This is a genomic window from Streptomyces sp. NPDC050287, from assembly GCF_044459385.1.
In the GTDB taxonomy this organism is placed as follows: domain Bacteria; phylum Actinomycetota; class Actinomycetes; order Streptomycetales; family Streptomycetaceae; genus Streptomyces.
This window is the reverse complement of the sequence record NZ_JBITIY010000002.1, coordinates 929,845-949,671: the sequence shown is the minus strand read 5'-3', so window position 1 is coordinate 949,671 and position 19,827 is coordinate 929,845. Positions and strand designations below refer to the sequence as shown.

Genomic DNA, 19,827 nt, shown 5'->3' with positions numbered 1-19,827 from the left:
CCCTCGGCCCCCCGAAAAGCTTGTACCACCTTGGAGGTGAGGGTGTCCCAGATCGCAGGCGAGCCCGCGACCCAGGACTTCGTGGAAGTCCGGCTGCCGGCCGCGGGTGCCTACCTGTCGGTGCTGCGTACGGCCACGGCCGGCCTCGCGGCCCGTTTGGACTTCACCCTCGACGAGATCGAGGACCTGCGCATCGCCGTGGACGAGGCCTGCGCGATCCTGCTCCAGCAGGCCGTGCCCGGCTCGGTCCTCAGTTGCGTGTTCCGCCTTGTCGACGACTCGCTGGAGGTCACCGTCTCGGCGCCGACCACGGACGGTCACGCTCCGTCACGGGACACCTTCGCGTGGACGGTGCTGTCCGCCCTCGCGGGCAAGGTCTCGTCGGCCGTCGACAAGGACAAGACCGTTTCGATCAGCCTCTACAAACAGCGCGGCGCCGGCCCCGGGCCGGCGTGAGGAACGGGGACGGGCCGGTGCGGGACGAAGAGCGCGGCACACAGGAGCTGCCGGGCGCCACGGGCACGGGCACGGGCGGTCCGAGCACATCCCGACGCATGGCGGACGGCATCGACGGCATCCCCGAGCAGGCCCGGCCGCACCCGGAGGACGACTCCTCGGAGCCGGGTCTCCTGGACGACGGGCAGCGTGATCGGGAAGGTGCCGTGCAGAGCACGCCTCTGGACGGCGGGATCGAGGCCACCCCTGTCCGGGCCGAGGCGAGGGCTCGGGGAAGGGCGACGGGCGGGACGATGAGCGAGCACGAGCGACACTCCGAGGACGACGCGACAGGCGCGCCGCGTGTGCAGGCGACACGGCACGACCATCAGGACCGCAGCGGGGCGCGAGCCAAGTTCGTCGAGCTGCGCGGTCTGAAGGAGGGCAGCCCGGAGTACGCGGAGCTGCGCAACCAGCTGGTCCGTATGCACCTGCCGCTCGTCGAGCACCTCGCGCGCCGCTTCCGCAACCGCGGCGAGCCGCTGGACGACCTCACCCAGGTCGCCACCATCGGCCTGATCAAGTCGGTCGACCGCTTCGACCCGGACCGCGGCGTCGAGTTCTCGACGTACGCGACCCCGACGGTCGTCGGCGAGATCAAGCGGCACTTCCGCGACAAGGGCTGGGCGGTGCGGGTCCCGCGCAGACTCCAGGAACTGCGGCTGGCCCTGACGACCGCGACCGCCGAGCTGTCCCAGCAGCACGGCCGCTCCCCGACGGTGCACGAGCTGGCCGAGAAGCTGGCCATCTCGGAGGAGGAGGTTCTGGAGGGCCTGGAGTCCGCCAACGCGTACTCCACGCTGTCCCTGGACGTCCCCGACACCGACGACGAGTCCCCGGCGGTCGCCGACACCCTGGGCGCGGAGGACGAGGCGCTGGAGGGCGTCGAGTACCGGGAGTCCCTCAAGCCGCTCCTGGAGGACCTGCCGCCGCGCGAGAAGCGGATCCTGCTGCTGCGCTTCTTCGGCAACATGACCCAGTCGCAGATCGCCCAGGAAGTCGGCATCTCACAGATGCACGTCTCCCGGCTGCTGGCCCGCACCCTCGCCCAGCTCCGGGAGAAGCTGCTGGTGGAGGAGTAGCCGAAGGGCTACTTGCCGGCTTCCTGCGAACGGCCCGGCCCCTTGATCCCGAGGGCCTGGGTCGTCGCCGGATTGACCAGCAGCACCAGCGCGGCGACCGCGACCACGGCCAGTGCGATCCCTGCCGGAATCGCCACGCTGTCGGCCTGGAGCAGGTTGTAGGCCACCGGCAGCGCCATGATCTGCGTGATCACGGCCGGGCCCCGGCTCCAGCCGCGCCTGCCGAGCAGCCCGCGCGCGGCGAGCAGCGGGAGCAGCGCGAGCACGATCAGGGTGATGCCTCCGGTGACGGCCGACTGCCGGTCGTCCGGGTCGCCCACAAGGCCCTCGACGAGCATCCAGGCACCGCCCACGACCAGGGCGAGGCCCTCCAGCGCGGTCAGCGCCGCCGCGGCGGTCAGCCGGCCGGGACGGGGGCCCTCCTGGTGGGCGGCCGCCGCCGTTTCCGGAGTTCCCGGGCGTCCCGCGGTGTCCCGGGCTTCCGGAGTTTCCGCCGTTTTCGGGCTTCCCGCGGTGTCCCGGGCTCCCGGGGTCTCGGGGGTGGAGTTCTGCTCAGCGCTCACATCTGAAGCGTAGCCCTCGCCCCGTACGCCGCCGTGTCGAGGTTCACGCCCCGAAGTCTTACTTGATCCCTAACTCTCCCTGTGCCCGGTACCACCCAGTAGGTACGCTGCAATCCATGCGTGCACTTCTCGTGGTCAACCCGGCGGCAACCACCACAAGCGCACGTACGCGCGATGTCCTGATTCACGCGCTGGCGAGCGAGATGAAACTGGAGGCGGTCACCACCGAGTACCGCGGCCACGCGCGCGACCTGGGCCGGCAGGCGGCGGAGAGCACGGACGTCGACCTGGTGGTGGCCCTCGGTGGTGACGGCACGGTCAACGAGGTCGTCAACGGCCTCCTGCACGCCGGCCCCGCCCCGGAGCGTCTGCCCGGCCTCGCGGTGGTCCCCGGCGGCTCCACCAATGTCTTCGCCCGCGCCCTGGGCCTGCCCAACGACGCGGTGGAGGCGACCGGCGCCCTGCTGGACGCCCTGCGCGACGGCGGAGAACGCACCGTGGGCCTGGGCCTCGCCTCGGGTACGCCCGGCACCGAGGACGAAGCGGTGCCGGGGCGCTGGTTCACCTTCAACGCGGGGCTCGGCTTCGACGCCGGCGTGGTCGGACGGGTCGAGCAGCAGCGCGAACGCGGCCGGAGGTCCACTCACGCGCTCTACGTCCGCCAGGCGCTGCGCCAGTTCTTCGGCGAGGCGCACCGCCGGCACGGCACCATCACGCTGGAGCGGCCGGACGCCGAGCCGGTGCCCGATCTCGTCCTGTCCATAGTCTCGAACACCTCTCCGTGGACCTTCCTGGGCAATCACCCGATGTACGCGTCACCTAAGGCCTCGTTCGATAAAGGCCTCGACGTACTCGGACTCAGCCGTATGACGACGACCGCGGTTGCCCGGTATGGCACCCAGTTGCTCACTTCGTCCCCCGATCGTGGACCACAGGGCAAGCACGCCGTCTCCCTGCACGACCTGGACCAGTTCACCTTGCATTCGAAGGTGCCGCTCCCCCTCCAGATGGACGGTGACCACCTAGGGCTGCGTACGAGCGTGACGTTCACAGGCGTACGCCGTGCACTGCGTGTGATTGTGTGAGCAGAAGGGGCTAAAGTCCTTTCACTCGAACGTTTAGACCAGGATCCACCCCATGGAAGTACGGCTGTGACCTAGTCGACACCGAGGAATCAAAAAAAACTTTCCAGAAGGGGTTGTATCCGCCGCTGAGGTTTGCGAGTCTCTACGTGGCGATCGGGACGGCCCGCAACATCGGCCTCCACTGATCACCAGAACCCCTCTTCAACTCACAGGACCCACGCCAGGGAACCTGGCGATCGGCCCTTCACTTGTTGAGGGATTCGTGAAAGCGTTCACATTCACAAGCAACCCGCATGTAATACCAAGGAGAGGTAGCAGCCATGGACTGGCGTCACAACGCCGTTTGCCGCGAGGAAGACCCCGAGCTCTTCTTCCCCATCGGCAACACCGGTCCTGCGCTGCTGCAGATCGAGGAAGCCAAGGCCGTCTGCCGTCGCTGCCCCGTTATGGATCAGTGCCTGCAGTGGGCGCTCGAGTCCGGCCAGGACTCCGGCGTCTGGGGTGGTCTCAGCGAGGACGAGCGCCGCGCCATGAAGCGCCGCGCCGCCCGCAACCGGGCCCGTCAGGCCTCCGCCTGACAACACCCGCCCCGCTAACAGCCTGAGCTTGGCGGCGCGTACAGCGAGTACGCATCTCCCGCCCCCGAGCCGCAGCGCGCAGTACCCCCGATGCGCAGCGAATGCTGGCAACGAGCCACAGAGCCCCGGACCCCTGAACGGTCCGGGGCTCTTTGCTGTGCTGCCCGTGCGCCCGCAGCCGCGCTGTTTCCGCGCCCGCAGCCGCCCTATTTCTGCGCCCGCACCGGAACGTCGAGGATCACCCTGGTCCCGCGCTCCGGCGCCGGGACCATGTCGAAGGTGCCGCCCAACTCGCCCTCGACCAGGGTCCGTACGATCTGCAGGCCCAGGTTGCCCGAGGTGTGCGGGTCGAAGCCGGCGGGCAGGCCGACGCCGTCGTCCTGGACGGTGACCAGAAGGCGGGCCTCCTTCGCGGTGCCGCCGCGGACGGCCGAGACCTCGACGGTGCCGGTCTCTCCCTCACGGAAGCCGTGTTCGAGGGCGTTCTGGAGGATCTCGGTCAGGACCATCGACAGCGGGGTGGCGACCTCCGCGTCCAGGATGCCGAAGCGGCCGGTGCGCCGGCCGGTGACCTTGCCCGGGGAGATCTCGGCGACCATCGCCAGGACCCGGTCGGCGATCTCGTCGAACTCCACGCGTTCGTCGAGGTTCTGGGAGAGCGTCTCGTGCACGATCGCGATCGACCCGACCCGGCGTACCGCCTCTTCGAGGGCTTCACGGCCGCGGTCGGACTCGATGCGCCGGGCCTGGAGCCTGAGCAGGGCGGCCACCGTCTGGAGGTTGTTCTTCACCCGGTGGTGGATCTCCCGGATCGTCGCGTCCTTGGTGATCAGTTCGCGCTCGCGGCGCCGCAGTTCGGTGACGTCACGGAGCAGCACCAGGGAACCGATGCGGGTGCCCTTGGGTTTGAGCGGGATCGCCCGGAACTGGATCACGCCGTCGACGGACTCGATCTCGAACTCACGGGGCGCCCAGCCGCTGGCCACCTTGGCGAGGGCCTCGTCCACCGGCCCGTGGGTCGGGGCGAGTTCGGCGGTGGTCTTGCCGAGGTGGTGGCCGACGAGGTCGGAGGCGAGACCGAGGCGGTGGTAGGCGGACAGCGCGTTCGGGGAGGCGTACTGGACGAGGCCGTCCGCGTCGAGGCGGATCAGTCCGTCGCCCACGCGGGGCGAGGCGTCCATGTCGACCTGCTGGTTCGCGAAGGGGAAGGAGCCGGCCGCGATCATCTGCGCGAGGTCCGAGGCGCTCTGGAGATACGTCAGCTCCAGACGGCTCGGGGTGCGCACGGTGAGGAGGTTGGTGTTGCGGGCGATGACCCCGAGGACCCGCCCCTCCCGTCGTACCGGAATGGACTCGATCCGGACGGGAACCTCCTCCCGCCACTCCGGATCGCCCTCACGGACGATCCGGCCCTCGTCGAGCGCGACGTCCAGCATGGGGCGGCGGCCGCGTGGGACGTGGTGGCCGACCATGTCGTCCTGGTACGAGGTGGGGCCGGTGTTGGGCCGCATCTGGGCGACCGACACATAGCGGGTGCCGTCCCGGGTCGGGACCCACAGCACGAGGTCGGCGAAGGACAGGTCGGAGAGCAGCTGCCACTCCGAGACCAGCAGGTGCAGCCACTCGAGGTCGGAGTCGCCGAGGGCCGTGTGCTGGCGTACGAGTTCGTTCATGGAGGGCACATGTGCGAGCGTACCTGGCGGTACGGACATCCCCCGAGACCGCGGGTCCGGCGCTGTCCGGCCCCGGAAACACCCGCGGGCCGCGGCGCCCGGAGGGACCCTCAACCCTCCCGGCACCGCAGCCCGGAGCAACAACGGCCGTGGGGTGTGCGGTCCCGGTCGGCCGAAGGATGAGGACCCGGGGCAGTCAGGGCAGAGAGCCACGGTTCCTCGGTCCGCCCTCCTGTGCGGGGAGGACGGAAGCCTGTTCGCTTTCAGCTGTCCTCCGCATTGTGGACTAGACCACTACGTGTGTCCATGCGTTGGAGGCTGTTTGTTGTTGGGACTTTCCCCGCCGCGTCCGCCCTATTCGGACGTCCAGGTATCCGTGAAGAAGCCTACCCGTGTGGGTTCGTGTGCGGGGGTGGATGGCCGCGAGAATTTCAGCGAACGGGACCGGGAGCGCCGCGCGCGTGCGTGAGACGGTGGCCTGGGCCGGAAGAGGCGCCTCTGTTAGATTGGTCTAAACCACACAGGCCCGTTCCGGGCCCCCGTCGAGTCCCCTCCGTTCAGACCGTTTCCTCAGATCGGCAGGCCCAGCGTGGAAGTTGTCATCGTTCCGGACGCCAAGGCGGGCGGCGAGCTGATCGCCGGGGCCATGGCCCAGCTGCTCCGGCGCAAGCCCGACGCTCTGCTCGGCGTGGCCACCGGCTCGACGCCGCTGCCCGTCTACGAGGCGCTGGCGGCACAGGTCCGCTCCGGTGCCGTGGATGCCTCCCGGGCGCGGATCGCGCAGCTCGACGAGTACGTGGGGCTGCCGGCCGACCATCCGGAGTCGTACCGTTCGGTGCTGCGGCGCGAGGTGCTGGAGCCGCTCGGGATCGGGATGGACGCGTTCATGGGACCCGACGGCACGGCCGAGGACGTCCTGGCGGCGTGCCAGGCCTACGACCGGGCGCTGACCGAGGCCGGCGGGGTGGACCTGCAGCTGCTGGGGATCGGGACCGACGGTCACATCGGGTTCAACGAGCCGTGTTCGTCGCTGGCCTCGCGGACCCGGATCAAGACGCTGACCGAGCAGACCCGGGTGGACAACGCGCGCTTCTTCGACGGTGACATCGAGCAGGTGCCGCATCACGTGATCACCCAGGGCATCGGGACGATCCTGGAGGCACGGCACCTGGTCCTCCTGGCCACCGGGGAGGGCAAGGCGGACGCGGTCGCGGCGACCGTGGAGGGGCCGGTCGCGGCGGTGTGCCCCGCCTCGGCACTCCAACTCCATCCGCATGCCACGGTCGTGGCCGACGAGGCCGCCGCGTCCAAGCTGAAGCTGGCCGACTACTTCCGGTACACGTTCGCCAACAAGCCGGAGTGGCAAGGGATCTAGTTCAGGGACGGGCCGAGCGTTACCGTGCGGTACACGTGTGTCACTCACTTGACGGGGGTCGTCCGTGATCGAGATTGCCGTGATGTTCGGCTTGCTGGCGGGGGCGTGTTTGGGACTGATCTTCGTCCTGCTGCGCCGCCGGAGCAGCCCCACCGAGAACGCCGACGGCCTCCTCGTCGAACAGGCGCGTCGGGTGCGGGCCCATGAGGAACGGACGTCCTACTCAGCGCGGGCGCTCGACGGTACGTCGCCCACCATGAGCGATCACTACCGCCCGTAGACCCACCCAGGGGCCGGCGGGCCCCCACAACCGGAACACGCCAAGGCGCCGGATCCTCAAGGGATCCGGCGCCTTCGTGGCGGTGTGGACCGTACGCGCTATCTCCCCGCGATGACCTCCGCCGCCGCTCGGCCGCAGACGCGGGCCGCGCCGTGGGTGGCGATGTGGAGGGCGCCTCGGGGAGTGGCCTGCGGGAGGCCCATCTCGACGACGACGGTGTCGGGACGGGACGACAGCAGGGTGTCGAGGGCCGCGGACATCCAGGGGTGACGGTGTTCGTCGCGGACGACGGCCACGATGCGACGTCCGCCGGCCGCCTTCAGGGCAGTGGCACCGGCGTGCTCGTCGCTGAAGGTGCCCGTCTGCGTGCCGGGGATCAGCCGGGTCAGCTCCGCCGCCAACCCCCAGGGCGTCTCGTCGCCCACGGCGATGTTCGCCACCGGGGTGAGCGCGGCGACGTACGGGGGTTCGGTCAGCGGGGTGAAGTCCTCGGCCCGGGTGAGGCGCAGTGCACGGCGGGCAGCGCGCAGGCCGACGTCGCCGAGGGTGGTGGCGACCGACGAAGCCTGCGTCCCGCTCCCACGGCCGCCCGCCGAAGCGGTCCAGCGGGCCAGGGCCCGGACCCGTTCCGCCGCGTCGGTGAGGCGTTCTTCGGGGAGGTCACCGGAGCGTACGGCGGTGACGAGGGCGTCGCGCAGGCGGCGTACCGTCTCGTCGTCCGACAGGCCGCCGCCCACGCAGATCGCGTCGGCGCCGGCCGCGAGGGCGAGGACGCTGCCGCGTTCGATGCCGTAGGTGGCGGCGATGGCCCGCATCTCCATGCCGTCGGTGACGATGAGGCCGTCGTAGCCGAGTTCGCCGCGCAGGACGTCGGTCAGGATCCGGTGGGACAGAGTGGCCGGGCGGTCCGGGTCCAGGGTCGGGACGAGGATGTGCGCGGTCATCACCGCGCGGGTGCCCGCCGCGATCGCCGCGCGGAACGGGGTCAGTTCGCGGTCGCGCAGGACCACGGCCTCCGCGTCGATGCGGGGCAGCGTGTGGTGGGAGTCCACCGCCGTGTCGCCGTGGCCGGGGAAGTGTTTCGTGCAGGCTGCGACTCCGGCCGACTGGAGGCCGGTGACGTAGGCCGCGGTGTGGCGGGCGACCAGGTCGGGGTCGGCGCCGAAGGAGCGTACGCCGATCACCGGGTTGGCGGGGTTCGAGTTCACGTCGGCCGACGGGGCCCAGTTGAAGTTCACCCCGCAGGCGGCGAGGCGGCGGCCGAGTTCGCGGGCCACCTCTTTCGTCAGCTCCACGTCGTCCACCGCGCCGAGCGCGTTGTTGCCGGGGAAGCTGGAGCCCGTGCCCACCTCCAGGCGGGTGACGTCGCCGCCCTCCTCGTCGATCGCGACCAGCACGTCGTCCCGCTCGGCGCGCAACTGGGCGGTCAGCGCCGCCAGTTGGTCGGGGGAAGCGATGTTGCGGCCGAACAGGCCGACCGAGGCGAGGCCCTCGCCGAGGCGGCGGAGCAGCCAGTCGGGGGCGGTGGTGCCCGGGAAGCCGGGCTGGAGGACGGTCAGCGCGTCGCGCGTGAGGCCGTCTTTTTCCGGATCGAACGCAGTGGTACTGCGGGCGAGTGTCGTCATCGGGGGGCGTTATCCCTTCACGGCGCCCGCGGTCAGGCCCGCGGCCATCTTGCGCTGGACGAGGAGGAAGAGGACCACGATCGGCACGGCCATCATGGTGGATCCGGCCATCATCGGGGCGTATTCGGTGCCGTGCTTGGTGGTGAAGTTGCCGAGCCACACGGTCGCGGTCTGGTTCTTCTGGCTGAGCAGCATGAGGGCGTACAGGTACTCGTTCCAGGCCTGGATGAACGCGTAGACCGAGGTGGCGACCATGCCGGGGGCCAGAAGCGGGAAGACGACCCGGATGAAGGCGCCGGTGCGGGAGCAGCCGTCGACCATCGCCGCCTCCTCCAGTTCCTTCGGGATGTTGACGATGAAGCCGCGCAGCGTCCACACCGTGAAGGGGAGGATGAAGGTCAGGTACGTGATGATCAGGCCGGAGAGCTTGTCGTACTGGTCGAGGTCGTTGAGCAGCAGGAACACCGGGATGATCATCGCGACCAGCGGGATCATCTGCACGGCGAGGATGCCCACGATCACGACCTTGCGGCCGCGGAAGGCGAACCGGGAGATGGCGAGCGCGGCGAGCATGCCGACGACCATGCCGATCACGACCACCGCGAGCGACACGATCAGGCTGCGGCCGACCGGGCCCCAGAAGTCCGCGATGTCGAGCGCCCGGCCGAAGTTGGAGAGCGTGAAGCCCGTGGGCAGCAGGCTCGGGTCCGGGTCGATGGCGTCCTTGGCCGGCTTGAACGCGGTGTTCAGCATCCAGTAGACGGGGAAGCCGGCGGTGGCGAAGACGAGGAGGCCGAGGACGTTCCAGCCGGCCTTCGGCTTCCGGCGCGCGGGGGCCGCCCCGGGAGTCACCCCGGCCGCCCGCGCGGGAGTCGTCAGGGTGCTCATTCGACCTCTCCGATCTTCAGCATCTGGCGCATGTAGACGGCGACCACGCCCAGCAGCAACAGCACGGTCACCAGGGCGATCGCCGAGCCCTGCGCGTAGTCGTTGACCACGAACGCGCGGTCGTACGAGTACGTGGTGAGGAGTTGGAACTCGGCCTCCGGATGGCCGCCCCGCATCACGAAGACCTGCGGGAAGACGCCCATGTCCCAGATGACCGACAGGGTCGTGAGCATCACGATGATCGGCTTGAGGATGGGGAGGGTGACGTACCGGAAGACGTTCCAGGCGCCGGCGCCGTCGAGGCGGGCCGCCTCCTCCAGTTCCTGGGGGACCTGGGTGAGACCGGCGCTCAGTGTGATGACCACGAAGGGCACGGCTCCCCAGACCACCAGCAGCATGATCACGGCCAGGCCCTGCGGGCCACTGGCGAACCAGTTGTGGCCGATGAGGTCGACGCCGGGCAGCTTGCTGAGGACCGCGTTGAGGATGCCGTAGTCCGCGTCGAACAGCCATTTGAAGACCGTGGTCGCGACGACGATCGGCATGCCCCAGCTGGCCACCAGCGCGATGTTGATCAGGATCTTCACCCAGCCGGAGACCCGCTGGAGCAGCAGGGCGATCAGCATGCCGGCGACCATCGTGAAGATGACGCAGCCGGCCGCGAAGACGATGGTCCGCACGACGACCGCCCAGAACTCGCCGTCGTTCAGGATGCCCGTGAAGTTGTCGAACCCGACCCACTCGGCCGGCTGGAAGCCCCACAGCTGGGACTGGCCGAACTTCTGGAAGGACAGGGTGACCAGGCGGACCAGCGGATAGCCGAGAACGAGCCCGAGGACCAGCAGGCAGGGCGCGAGCAGCAGCCAGGGGGTGCCGGCTCCGCTCGACGTCCGCTTTCTGCGGGGGGTGTCCGCGACGGGGGGTGGCGGTGCCTGCCGCGGCGGCGGCACCTTGGCAGGGGTGGTCGTGTCGGCACTCATCCGCGCGCTCCTCAGCGGTCCCTCGGGTGGTACGCAAGCAAACGCCCCGCGCGGGGCAGGTCGTACGGGAAAAGCCAGGTCGTACGAGAAAGGGCAGGTCGTACGGGAAGCAGGGCCCCGCGCTCGGCGGGGCCCCGCCCTCACGTCACTTGTTGTTGATGACCTTGTCGATCGCGGCGTCCGCTTCCTTCGCGGCGGCCTCGACCGACTTCTTGCCGGTGCCGATCTCCTGCAGCATGGTCTGCAGGATCTGGGCCTTCTCGACCTGGCCCCAGCCCGGTGCCATCGGGACGAACCAGTTGGACTCGGCCGCGGTGGCCGGGACCGCCGTCGCCGGGTCCTTCTTCAGGGTGGCGAGGTCGGTCTTGTTGTTGGGCAGGTTGCCCTTGGCCATCAGGCCCTTCTGGCCGGAGGGACCGGTGAACGCGTTGATCCATTCGGCGGCGACGGCCTGCGCGTCGGACTTCACCGGCACGGCGAGGTCCGAACCGCCCAGGAAGACGGGGAGGTTCTTGCCGGACGGGCCGGGCATCACGAAGTTCTCGAGGTTGCCCTTGAGCTTGCCGGTCTTGTCGTTCTCCGGCGTCTCGGAGGTCGCGCCCTCCCAGGCCGCGCCGAAGATCATGCCGGACTTGCCCTGGCCGTAGACGATGTAACGGTCGGACTCGTCCTTGGTCTTGTCGCCGTGCATGTACTTGTCGACGACGTTCTTGAACTCGGTCAGGCCCTTGACGGACTCCGGCGAGGAGAGGCTGGCCTTCCACTGGCCGCCGTCCTCCTTGGCGATGGAGCCGCCGGCGTCGTAGACGAAGGACATGGCCGCGTACCAGTCACGGGTGGGCTGGTACCAGGCGGAGAACTTGCCGCCCTCCTTCTTCTGGAGCTTGTCCAGGGCGGCGGTCAGCTCGGCGTACGTCTTCGGCGCGGACTTGACGCCCACCGAGGCGAACAGGTCCTTGCGCCAGTTTCCGACGCGGCCGCCGGCGTAGTACGGGACGCCGTAGGTCTTGCCGTCGTAGGTCACCGAGGCCTTGAGGCCGTCCAGCCAGGCGGAGGAGCTGGTGAACTTCGCCGGGTCGAGGACGGCGAAGGCGCCCTTGACCATGTAGCCCAGCATCTCGGTGTTGCCCATCTCGACCACGTCGGGCACCTTGTCGGTGGCGAGGACGGCGTCGAGCTTGGCGTTCTTGTCCGGCCAGCCGTAGTACTCGTGGTTGATCTTGATGCCGGGGTGTGCCTTCTGGACGGCGGCGTCGGCCGCCTTCACCAGCTGCGGCCAGTTGTTCTGCGCGTCGACGGTGAGCCAGACGGTCAGCTCCTTGGCGTCCGCGCCACTCTTGTCCGAGTCCCCGCTGCCACTGTCGCCCCCGCACGCCGCGATGGAGACCATCATGCCCGCGATACCGATCGCGGCTATCAGCTTGCGCTTCACGCCACCCTCCTCAGGGATGCCACAAACCCCCCTGCTCCCTGCGGTGAAGGGCGTCGAATGCACCTACCGCCCGTGGGGCCGGGACCTGGACCAATGGTGTAGACCAGTAACCGGAGCTTGGCTTAGACCAAGGACCCTGTCAAGGGTGACGAATGGCCTCTGACCAGCCGTTATGCGACCTACATATGGAAGAACCTTTAAGTAAGAACCCATCGAAAACACCAGTGCCGGAGGGCACGCTTCCGGTGGACCACTTGACGTGGTGGACTAGACCAAAAGATATGGCGGCGGTATACAGAGGGGATCACGGAGCGTGCGGAGGACATCCCGGTACGCTGCCGTGCCACGATGTGAGCCGCATCCGGAGCCGGGAAGGCAGAGCATGACCACCGACGTGAGCAGTGCGGAGAACGAGGGTGGGGCGAGTGTCCGTACCGCGCGCGTGCCCAAGTACTACCGCCTCAAGAAGCACCTGCTCGACATGACGGAGACGCAGTCTCCCGGCACGCCCGTTCCACCCGAGCGCACGCTGGCCGCCGAGTTCGACACCTCGCGCACCACGGTCCGCCAGGCACTTCAGGAACTGGTCGTCGAGGGACGCCTGGAGCGCATCCAGGGCAAGGGCACCTTCGTCGCCAAGCCGAAGGTCTCCCAGGCCCTCCAACTGACCTCGTACACCGAGGACATGCGTGCCCAGGGCCTCGAACCCACCTCGCAGCTGCTGGACATCGGCTACATCACCGCCGACGACCGGCTCGCCGGGCTGCTCGACATCACGGCCGGCGGGCGCGTCCTGCGCATCGAGCGCCTGCGCATGGCCAACGGCGAGCCGATGGCCATCGAGACGACCCACCTCAGCGCGAAACGCTTCCCGGCCCTGCGCAGGTCGTTGGTCAAGTACACCTCCCTCTACACCGCGCTCGCCGAGGTGTACGACGTCCATCTCGCCGAGGCCGAGGAGACCATCGAGACCTCACTGGCCACCCCCCGCGAGGCCGGCCTGCTCGGCACCGACGTCGGCCTGCCGATGCTGATGCTTTCCCGGCACTCGCTGGACCGGAAGGAACAGCCGGTGGAGTGGGTGCGCTCGGTGTACCGGGGGGACCGGTACAAGTTCGTGGCCAGGCTGAAGAGGCCGGTCGACTAGGCCGGTCGACCAGACCGGGTTGAGGGGCGGACCGGCTGGGGGTCCGGGGGTCATCCCCCGGGTCAACACAGCGTGGCCAGGCTGAAGAGGCCGGTCGACCAGGCCGGTCGACTGACCGCGGCAGGGCTTCCGTTGCCGCTGAACCCGCCCCTCGCGATGGACACGGAACCGACACATACCGATATGCGGACGAGGGGTTCCGCACCCGGGACGCCGTGACCTACATTGCCTGCGCATTACACCGGTGATCAGCGAGGGGACGGAGCCGCCGTATGTCAGACACGCCCGAAGTGAGACCGCCGACGGTGACACCCGTGCGCGTGGTCATCGCGCTCTGCCTGATCGCTCCGTTCGTGGCGATGCTGTGGGTCGGTTCGTACGCCAAGACCGACCCGGCGTTCATCGGCATCCCGTTCTTCTACTGGTACCAGATGGCGTGGGTGCTGATCTCCACCGCGCTGACGATGACCGCGTACCAGCTGTGGCAGCGTGACCAGCGCGGCCGTTCCTCGAAGAAGGGCGGTGCGTCGAAGTGAACGACGGCGTCAACGGCGTCGCACTCGGCGTCTTCATCTTCTTCTTCCTGGCCGTCACGATCCTGGGCTTCCTGGCCGCACGCTGGCGCAGGGCCGACAACGAGCACAGCCTCGACGAGTGGGGCCTGGGCGGCCGGTCGTTCGGCACCTGGATCACCTGGTTCCTGCTGGGCGGCGACCTGTACACGGCGTACACCTTCGTCGCCGTACCGGCGGCGATCTACGCGGCGGGCGCGTCCGGCTTCTTCGCGGTGCCGTACACCATCCTCGTCTACCCGCTGATCTTCACCTTCCTGCCCCGGCTGTGGTCGGTGTCCCACAAGCACGGATACGTGACCACCTCGGACTTCGTGCGCGGCCGGTTCGGCTCGAAGGGGCTGTCGCTGGCGGTCGCCGTCACCGGCATCCTCGCCACCATGCCGTACATCGCGCTCCAACTGGTCGGCATCCAGGCCGTGCTGGACGTGATGGGCGTCGGCGGCGGCGAGGACACCAACTGGTTCGTCAAGGACCTGCCGCTGCTGATCGCCTTCGGCGTGCTGGCGGCGTACACGTACTCGTCCGGTCTGCGCGCCCCGGCGCTCATCGCCTTCGTGAAGGACACGCTGATCTACATCGTCATCGCGGTGGCGATCATCTACATCCCGATCAAACTGGGCGGGTTCGACGACATCTTCGCCAAGGCGGGCGAGGCGTTCAGCCAGACCAACCCGGCGACGGGCAAGCCGCGCGGCGCGCTCGCCCCGGCCGAGGCCGGTCAATGGACCTACGCCACGCTGGCGTTGGGCTCCGCGCTGGCACTCTTCATGTACCCGCACTCGATCACGGCCACGTTGTCGTCCCGCAGCCGTGAGGTGATCCGCCGCAACACCACGATCCTGCCGCTGTACTCGCTGATGCTGGGCCTGCTGGCGCTGCTGGGCTTCATGGCGATCGCGGCCGGGATCAAGGTGAGCAACGGGCAGTTGGCGATCCCGCAGCTGTTCGAGGACATGTTCCCGGACTGGTTCGCGGGGGTGGCCTTCGCCGCCATCGGCATCGGCGCGCTGGTTCCGGCGGCGATCATGTCGATCGCGGCCGCGAACCTCTTCACCCGGAACATCTACAAGGACTTCATCAAGCCGGACGCCACGCCGAAGGAGGAGACGAGGGTCTCCAAGCTCGTGTCCCTGCTGGTGAAGGTCGGCGCGCTGGCCTTCGTCCTGACCATGGACAAGACGGTCGCCATCAACTTCCAGCTCTTGGGCGGCATCTGGATCCTGCAGACGTTCCCGGCCCTGGTCGGCGGCCTGTTCACCCGCTGGTTCCATCGCTGGGCCCTGCTCGCCGGCTGGGCGGTCGGCATGGTCTACGGCACTCTCGCCGCGTACGGAGTCGCCTCGCCGACGCAGAAGCACTTCGGCGGCTCCGCGAAGGAGATCCCCGGCATCGGCGAGATCGGCTACATCGGCCTCACGGCGTTCGTGATGAACGTGGTGGTGACGGTGGTCCTGACCTTCGTCCTGAAGGCCCTGAAGGCCCCCGAAGGCATCGACGAGACGTCGCCGGCGGACTACACGGCCGACGCGGGCGACCCGGGCGTCCAGGTGGAGCTCCCGCCGGCGACGGCCGGCAGCGCGCACTGAGTCGTACGGAAGAGAGAGTCGTACCGGAGAACGGGCCGTCGGTGGAAAACCGGCGGCCCGTTGTCGTACCCGTCGTGCACACTCCCCGCATGGACATCCGTATCCGGCGAGTGACACCCACCGAGTACGACGCCCTCGGCGAGATCACCGCCCAGGCCTATCTCCAGGACGGCCTCCTCGACTTCGGTGAGAGCGACTCGTACCTCGGCGAACTCAGGGACGTGGCCAAGCGGGCCGCCGCCGCGGACGTACTCGTGGCCATGCAGGGCGACCACCTCCTCGGCGGCGTCACCTTCGTGCCGTCCGGCGGCCCCATGGCCGACATAGCCCGCCCCGGCGAGGCGGAGATCCGCATGCTCGCCGTCGCCCGCGAGGCCCGCGGCCGGGGCGCCGGAGAGGCCCTCGTACGCGCGTGCGTCGACCGCGCCCGGGGCACGACCGGCTGTACCGCCGTCGTCCTGTCGACCCAGCGCACCATGCACTCCGCCCACCGCATCTACGAACGTCTGGGCTTCGTCCGCGTCCCGGAACGCGACTGGAACCCGGTCCCGGAGCTCGACGACATCACTCTCCTCAGCTACGGGTTGACGCTGTGAAACCGGCGCGACACAACATATGGGGGTGGTTCCTTCACGCGACACAAGATGTATGCTCATGCTCGCTGTCGTCGCAGGGGAATCCGGTGCGAATCCGGAACTGTCCCGCAACGGTGTACTCATGCGCGCTTATGCCCACATGAGAGTCAGTCCGAGGACCTGCCGACAGTGCGCCCGGCCATCCGGCCCGGGTGCCTTGACGTCCGGGCCTCGTGGAGTGGGCCGGTGGACGCGACGCCGTGTGCGCTCGTGTGCTGCCCCCTGCCCTTCCTGAGGCCCCCTGCGAGCGAGGGAGAGCCCCACGTGACCATCGCGCCAGCCGATCCGGCGACAGCGACGACTCCGGCGGAACCCGACGGTCCCGGGACCGCGTTGCTGCGGAATCTGACCGAGCTGACCGCCGATCTTCCCGACGCCGACCCCGGCCGGGTCGCCGCCGCCGCGCTGCGCGGCCGGTCCGCGCCGGGGGCCGTGCCGGATGTCGCTGTGGAGCTGCGCGAGCTGGCCACGGAGGCAGCCGCCGGCCTCATCTCCGAGGACCCCGCCTACTCCCGGCTGGCCGCCCGGCTGTTGACGCTCGGCATCACCGCCGAGGCCGCCTCCCAGGGCGTCACGTCGTTCACCGAGTCCGTCGCCGTGGGGCACCGGGAAGGGCTCATCGCCGACCGCACCGCCGAGTTCGTGCGCCTCCACGCGGGCCGTCTCGACGCGCTGGTCGACCCGGCGGCCGACGACCGCTTCGGCTACTTCGGCCTGCGCACCCTGTACGGCCGCTATCTGCTCCGGCACCCGATCACCCGCAAGGTCATCGAGACGCCCCAGTACTTCATGCTCCGGGTGGCCTGCGGCCTCGCCGAGGACGACTCCGGCCGGGCGGTGGACGAAGTCGCCGCGCTCTACCGGCTCATGAGCCGCCTCGACTACCTGCCCTCCTCCCCCACCCTCTTCAACTCCGGCACCCGCCACCCCCAGATGTCGTCCTGCTATCTCCTCGACTCCCCGAAGGACGAACTGGACTCCATCTACGAGCGCTACCAGCAGGTGGCCCGTCTCTCCAAGCACGCCGGCGGCATCGGGATCGCCTACTCGCGCATCCGGGCCCGCGGTTCGCTGATCCGGGGCACCAACGGGCACTCCAACGGCATCGTCCCGTTCCTGAAGACCCTGGACGCCTCCGTCGCCGCCGTGAACCAGGGCGGCCGGCGCAAGGGCGCGGCGGCGGTCTACCTGGAGACCTGGCACTCGGACATCGAGGAGTTCCTGGAGCTGCGCGACAACACCGGCGAGGACGCCCGTCGTACGCACAACCTGAACCTCGCGCACTGGGTCCCGGACGAGTTCATGCGCCGGGTCGACGCCGACGAGCAGTGGTCGCTGTTCTCCCCCGCCGACGTGCCGGAACTCGTCGACCTGTGGGGCGAGGAGTTCGACGCGGCCTACCGCGCGGCGGAGGCGGCGGGGCTCGCACGCCGGACCCTGCCCGCCCGTGATCTCTACGGCCGCATGATGCGCACCCTCGCCCAGACCGGCAACGGCTGGATGACCTTCAAGGACGCCGCGAACCGCACCGCCAACCAGACGGCCGAGCCGGGTCACGTCGTCCACTCCTCCAACCTCTGCACAGAGATCCTGGAGGTCACGGACGACGGGGAGACGGCGGTCTGCAACCTGGGTTCGGTGAACCTGGGCGCCTTCGTGGACCCGGCCCGCGAAGACATCGACTGGGACCGGCTGGACGAGACCGTCCGCACCGCCGTCACCTTCCTCGACCGGGTCGTCGACATCAACTTCTACCCGACCGAGCAGGCGGGCCGCTCCAACGCCAGGTGGCGACCGGTGGGCCTGGGCGTGATGGGCCTGCAGGACGTCTTCTTCCAGCTGCGCCTGCCCTTCGACTCGCCCGAGGCCCGCCGGCTGTCCACCCGCATCGCCGAGCGCGTCATGCTCGCCGCGTACGAGGCCTCCGCGGACCTCGCCGAGCGCAACGGCCCGCTGCCGGCCTGGGAGAAGACCCGTACCGCCCAGGGTGTCCTGCACCCCGACCACTACGACACCGAACTCGCCTGGCCGGAGCGCTGGGCGGCACTGCGGGCCCGTATCGCCACGACGGGCATGCGCAACGCGCTCCTGCTCGCCATCGCGCCCACGGCCACCATCGCGTCGATCGCGGGCGTGTACGAGTGCATCGAGCCGCAGGTCTCCAACCTGTTCAAGCGCGAGACCCTGTCCGGTGAGTTCCTCCAGGTCAACTCGTACCTGGTGAAGGACCTCAAGCGGCTCGGTGTCTGGGACGCCCGCACCCGCGAGGCGCTGCGCGAGGCGAACGGCTCGGTGCAGGCGTTCACCTGGATCCCCGAGGACCTCCGCGCCCTGTACCGCACGGCCTGGGAGATCCCGCAGCGCGGCCTGATCGACATGGCCGCCGCCCGGACCCCGTTCCTCGACCAGTCCCAGTCGCTGAACCTGTTCCTCCAGACACCGACCATCGGCAAGCTCTCCTCGATGTACGCGTACGCCTGGAAGCAGGGCCTGAAGACGACGTACTACCTGCGCTCGCGCCCGGCGACCCGCATCGCCCGCGCGGCACAGGCAACTGTCCCCGTGCCACAGGCGGCAGACCCCGATGCCGTCGCCTGCTCCCTGGAAAACCCCGAGTCCTGCGAGGCCTGCCAGTGATGACCAGCCGTAATACCCACCTCCTCGACCCGGGCTTCGAACTCACCCTCCGCCCCATGCGCTACCCGGACTTCTACGAGCGCTACCGGGACGCCATCAAGAACACCTGGACCGTGGAGGAGGTCGACCTCCACTCGGACGTCACCGACCTCGCCAAGCTCACACCGGCCGAACAGCACCTGATCGGACGCCTGGTGGCGTTCTTCGCGACGGGCGACTCGATCGTCGCGAACAACCTGGTGCTGACCCTCTACAAGCACATCAACTCCCCGGAGGCGCGGCTGTACCTGTCGCGCCAGCTCTTCGAGGAGGCCGTCCACGTCCAGTTCTACCTGACGCTCCTGGACACCTATCTCCCCGATCCCGAGGACAGGGCCGCGGCCTTCGACGCCGTGGAGAACATCCCCTCCATCCGCGCGAAGGCCGAGTTCTGCTTCCGGTGGATCAACGAGGTCGAGAAGCTCGACCGGCTGGAGACCCAGGGCGACCGCCGTCGCTTCCTGCTCAACCTGATCTGCTTCGCCGCGTGCATCGAGGGCCTGTTCTTCTACGGCGCCTTCGCGTACGTCTACTGGTTCCGCGGCCGGGGTCTCCTGCACGGCCTGGCGACCGGCACCAACTGGGTGTTCCGCGACGAGACCATGCACATGAGCTTCGCGTTCGACGTGGTCGACACCGTCCGCAAGGAGGAGCCGGAGCTGTTCGACGACCGGCTTCAGCAGCAGGTCACCGACATGCTGAGGGAAGCCGTCGAGGCCGAGCTGCAGTTCGCGCGCGACCTGTGCGGTGACGGCCTCCCGGGCATGAACACCGACTCGATGCGGCAGTACCTCCAGTGCGTGGCCGACCAGCGCCTGACACGCCTCGGCTTCGCCCCGGTGTACGGCTCCGAGAACCCCTTCTCCTTCATGGAGCTGCAGGGGGTTCAGGAGCTGACCAACTTCTTCGAGCGGCGTCCGTCGGCGTACCAGGTCGCGGTGGAGGGCACCGTGGACCTGGACGAGGACTTCTGAGCCCCGTAGGCCTCACGGGCCCCCTGGGCCTCCCTGATCTGACGGTCGATGCGCCGGTCGCGCACGATGCCGATCACTGACGGGAGGGCCAGGAGGACGAGGATCCCGAGGACGGTGAGCATTCCGGTCAGTCCTTCTGTCTGCGCGGTAGTCATGACACCACTGTCACGCCGGATAC

The 19,827-nt window shown here is 69.1% G+C and carries 18 protein-coding genes and 1 riboswitch; of the genes, 12 read left to right on the top strand and 6 right to left on the bottom strand.

Features of this window, described 5'->3' with window-relative positions; genetic code table 11:
• The first annotated feature begins 42 nt into the window (after positions 1 to 42).
• Positions 43 to 456, top strand: coding sequence for a hypothetical protein (locus tag ACIBK3_RS09670; RefSeq protein ID WP_003992877.1), 414 nt, complete (start codon positions 43 to 45; stop codon positions 454 to 456).
• Between the two features lie 17 nt (positions 457 to 473).
• The gene (locus ACIBK3_RS09665; protein WP_399363612.1) at positions 474 to 1,577 is read left to right on the top strand and encodes an RNA polymerase sigma factor SigF; all 1,104 of its coding nucleotides are present in this window, start codon (positions 474 to 476) and stop codon (positions 1,575 to 1,577) included.
• 8 nt (positions 1,578 to 1,585) lie between these two features.
• Here ACIBK3_RS09665 and ACIBK3_RS09660 read toward each other — a convergent pair whose 3' ends face one another.
• Entirely contained in the window at positions 1,586 to 1,978 is a 393-nt protein-coding gene (locus ACIBK3_RS09660) for a hypothetical protein (protein ID WP_399364000.1), read from the bottom strand.
• 278 nt (positions 1,979 to 2,256) lie between these two features.
• Between ACIBK3_RS09660 and ACIBK3_RS09655 the strand changes: the two genes are divergently transcribed.
• Together ACIBK3_RS09655 and ACIBK3_RS09650 are read left to right on the top strand one after the other, a co-directional pair.
• A complete protein-coding gene (locus tag ACIBK3_RS09655; RefSeq protein ID WP_399363610.1) occupies positions 2,257 to 3,225 on the top strand; it encodes a diacylglycerol/lipid kinase family protein in 969 nt (322 codons plus the stop codon).
• A gap of 320 nt (positions 3,226 to 3,545) precedes the next feature.
• Positions 3,546 to 3,803 (top strand): WhiB family transcriptional regulator, encoded by a 258-nt coding sequence (locus tag ACIBK3_RS09650; RefSeq protein WP_006142322.1) that lies wholly within the window; start codon positions 3,546 to 3,548, stop codon positions 3,801 to 3,803.
• Positions 3,804 to 4,009: 206 nt separating this feature from the next.
• On the opposite strand, the gene ACIBK3_RS09645 is transcribed toward ACIBK3_RS09650, so the two are convergent.
• Positions 4,010 to 5,485: a sensor histidine kinase gene (locus tag ACIBK3_RS09645; RefSeq protein ID WP_399363608.1), complete on the bottom strand. Its 1,476-nt coding sequence runs from the start codon at positions 5,483 to 5,485 to the stop codon at positions 4,010 to 4,012.
• Positions 5,486 to 6,065: 580 nt separating this feature from the next.
• On the opposite strand from ACIBK3_RS09645, the gene nagB reads away from it, so the two are divergent.
• On the top strand, positions 6,066 to 6,851 hold the full coding sequence (nagB, locus tag ACIBK3_RS09640; protein ID WP_399363606.1) for a glucosamine-6-phosphate deaminase: 786 nt from the start codon (positions 6,066 to 6,068) through the stop codon (positions 6,849 to 6,851).
• A gap of 64 nt (positions 6,852 to 6,915) precedes the next feature.
• Positions 6,916 to 7,131 carry a hypothetical protein gene (locus ACIBK3_RS09635; RefSeq protein ID WP_399363604.1) on the top strand — a complete coding sequence of 72 codons (216 nt, stop codon included), beginning with the start codon at positions 6,916 to 6,918 and terminating at the stop codon, positions 7,129 to 7,131.
• Between the two features lie 98 nt (positions 7,132 to 7,229).
• Here the strand turns inward: ACIBK3_RS09635 and ACIBK3_RS09630 are convergent, their stop codons facing one another.
• From ACIBK3_RS09630 to ACIBK3_RS09615, 4 genes are all read right to left on the bottom strand, one after another.
• Complete coding sequence (locus ACIBK3_RS09630; RefSeq protein ID WP_399363602.1) at positions 7,230 to 8,756, bottom strand: glycoside hydrolase family 3 protein; 1,527 nt, start codon at positions 8,754 to 8,756, stop codon at positions 7,230 to 7,232.
• A gap of 9 nt (positions 8,757 to 8,765) precedes the next feature.
• Complete coding sequence (locus ACIBK3_RS09625; protein ID WP_399363601.1) at positions 8,766 to 9,644, bottom strand: carbohydrate ABC transporter permease; 879 nt, start codon at positions 9,642 to 9,644, stop codon at positions 8,766 to 8,768.
• Complete coding sequence (locus tag ACIBK3_RS09620) at positions 9,641 to 10,624, bottom strand: carbohydrate ABC transporter permease (protein WP_399363599.1); 984 nt, start codon at positions 10,622 to 10,624, stop codon at positions 9,641 to 9,643. The genes ACIBK3_RS09625 and ACIBK3_RS09620 overlap by 4 nt, the downstream gene beginning before the upstream one ends.
• 145 nt (positions 10,625 to 10,769) lie before the next feature.
• On the bottom strand, positions 10,770 to 12,056 hold the full coding sequence (locus ACIBK3_RS09615; protein WP_399363597.1) for an extracellular solute-binding protein: 1,287 nt from the start codon (positions 12,054 to 12,056) through the stop codon (positions 10,770 to 10,772).
• 382 nt (positions 12,057 to 12,438) lie between these two features.
• Between ACIBK3_RS09615 and ACIBK3_RS09610 the strand changes: the two genes are divergently transcribed.
• The 6 genes from ACIBK3_RS09610 to ACIBK3_RS09585 all read left to right on the top strand — a co-directional run bounded on the left by ACIBK3_RS09610 (position 12,439) and on the right by ACIBK3_RS09585 (position 19,649).
• Positions 12,439 to 13,203: a GntR family transcriptional regulator gene (locus tag ACIBK3_RS09610; protein WP_030668812.1), complete on the top strand. Its 765-nt coding sequence runs from the start codon at positions 12,439 to 12,441 to the stop codon at positions 13,201 to 13,203.
• Positions 13,204 to 13,475: 272 nt separating this feature from the next.
• Positions 13,476 to 13,739: a DUF3311 domain-containing protein gene (locus ACIBK3_RS09605; protein ID WP_399363594.1), complete on the top strand. Its 264-nt coding sequence runs from the start codon at positions 13,476 to 13,478 to the stop codon at positions 13,737 to 13,739.
• Positions 13,736 to 15,364, top strand: coding sequence for a monocarboxylate uptake permease MctP (gene mctP / locus ACIBK3_RS09600; RefSeq protein ID WP_399363592.1), 1,629 nt, complete (start codon positions 13,736 to 13,738; stop codon positions 15,362 to 15,364). The genes ACIBK3_RS09605 and mctP overlap by 4 nt, the downstream gene beginning before the upstream one ends.
• 89 nt (positions 15,365 to 15,453) lie before the next feature.
• Positions 15,454 to 15,960, top strand: coding sequence for a GNAT family N-acetyltransferase (locus tag ACIBK3_RS09595; RefSeq protein WP_399363591.1), 507 nt, complete (start codon positions 15,454 to 15,456; stop codon positions 15,958 to 15,960).
• A 9-nt stretch (positions 15,961 to 15,969) separates the two neighbouring features.
• Positions 15,970 to 16,142, top strand: a riboswitch (cobalamin riboswitch).
• 121 nt (positions 16,143 to 16,263) lie between these two features.
• Entirely contained in the window at positions 16,264 to 18,636 is a 2,373-nt protein-coding gene (locus tag ACIBK3_RS09590) for a ribonucleoside-diphosphate reductase subunit alpha (RefSeq protein WP_399363589.1), read from the top strand.
• Positions 18,636 to 19,649, top strand: a complete 1,014-nt coding sequence (locus ACIBK3_RS09585; RefSeq protein WP_399363587.1) for a ribonucleotide-diphosphate reductase subunit beta — start codon at positions 18,636 to 18,638, stop codon at positions 19,647 to 19,649. The genes ACIBK3_RS09590 and ACIBK3_RS09585 overlap by 1 nt, the downstream gene beginning before the upstream one ends.
• The last annotated feature ends 178 nt before the right edge of the window (positions 19,650 to 19,827 follow it).

Bases quoted from the DNA above. Each gene is read 5' to 3' on its own strand.
- ACIBK3_RS09650 (WP_006142322.1), top strand. From the start codon at position 3,546: ATGGACTGGCGTCACAACGCCGTTTGCCGCGAGGAAGACCCCGAGCTC.
- ACIBK3_RS09655 (WP_399363610.1), top strand. From the start codon at position 2,257: ATGCGTGCACTTCTCGTGGTCAACCCGGCGGCAACCACCACAAGCGCA.
- ACIBK3_RS09610 (WP_030668812.1), top strand. From the start codon at position 12,439: ATGACCACCGACGTGAGCAGTGCGGAGAACGAGGGTGGGGCGAGTGTC.
- ACIBK3_RS09585 (WP_399363587.1), top strand. From the start codon at position 18,636: ATGACCAGCCGTAATACCCACCTCCTCGACCCGGGCTTCGAACTCACC.
- ACIBK3_RS09630 (WP_399363602.1), bottom strand. From the start codon at position 8,756: ATGACGACACTCGCCCGCAGTACCACTGCGTTCGATCCGGAAAAAGAC.
- ACIBK3_RS09625 (WP_399363601.1), bottom strand. From the start codon at position 9,644: ATGAGCACCCTGACGACTCCCGCGCGGGCGGCCGGGGTGACTCCCGGG.
- ACIBK3_RS09605 (WP_399363594.1), top strand. From the start codon at position 13,476: ATGTCAGACACGCCCGAAGTGAGACCGCCGACGGTGACACCCGTGCGC.
- ACIBK3_RS09620 (WP_399363599.1), bottom strand. From the start codon at position 10,624: ATGAGTGCCGACACGACCACCCCTGCCAAGGTGCCGCCGCCGCGGCAG.
- ACIBK3_RS09595 (WP_399363591.1), top strand. From the start codon at position 15,454: ATGGACATCCGTATCCGGCGAGTGACACCCACCGAGTACGACGCCCTC.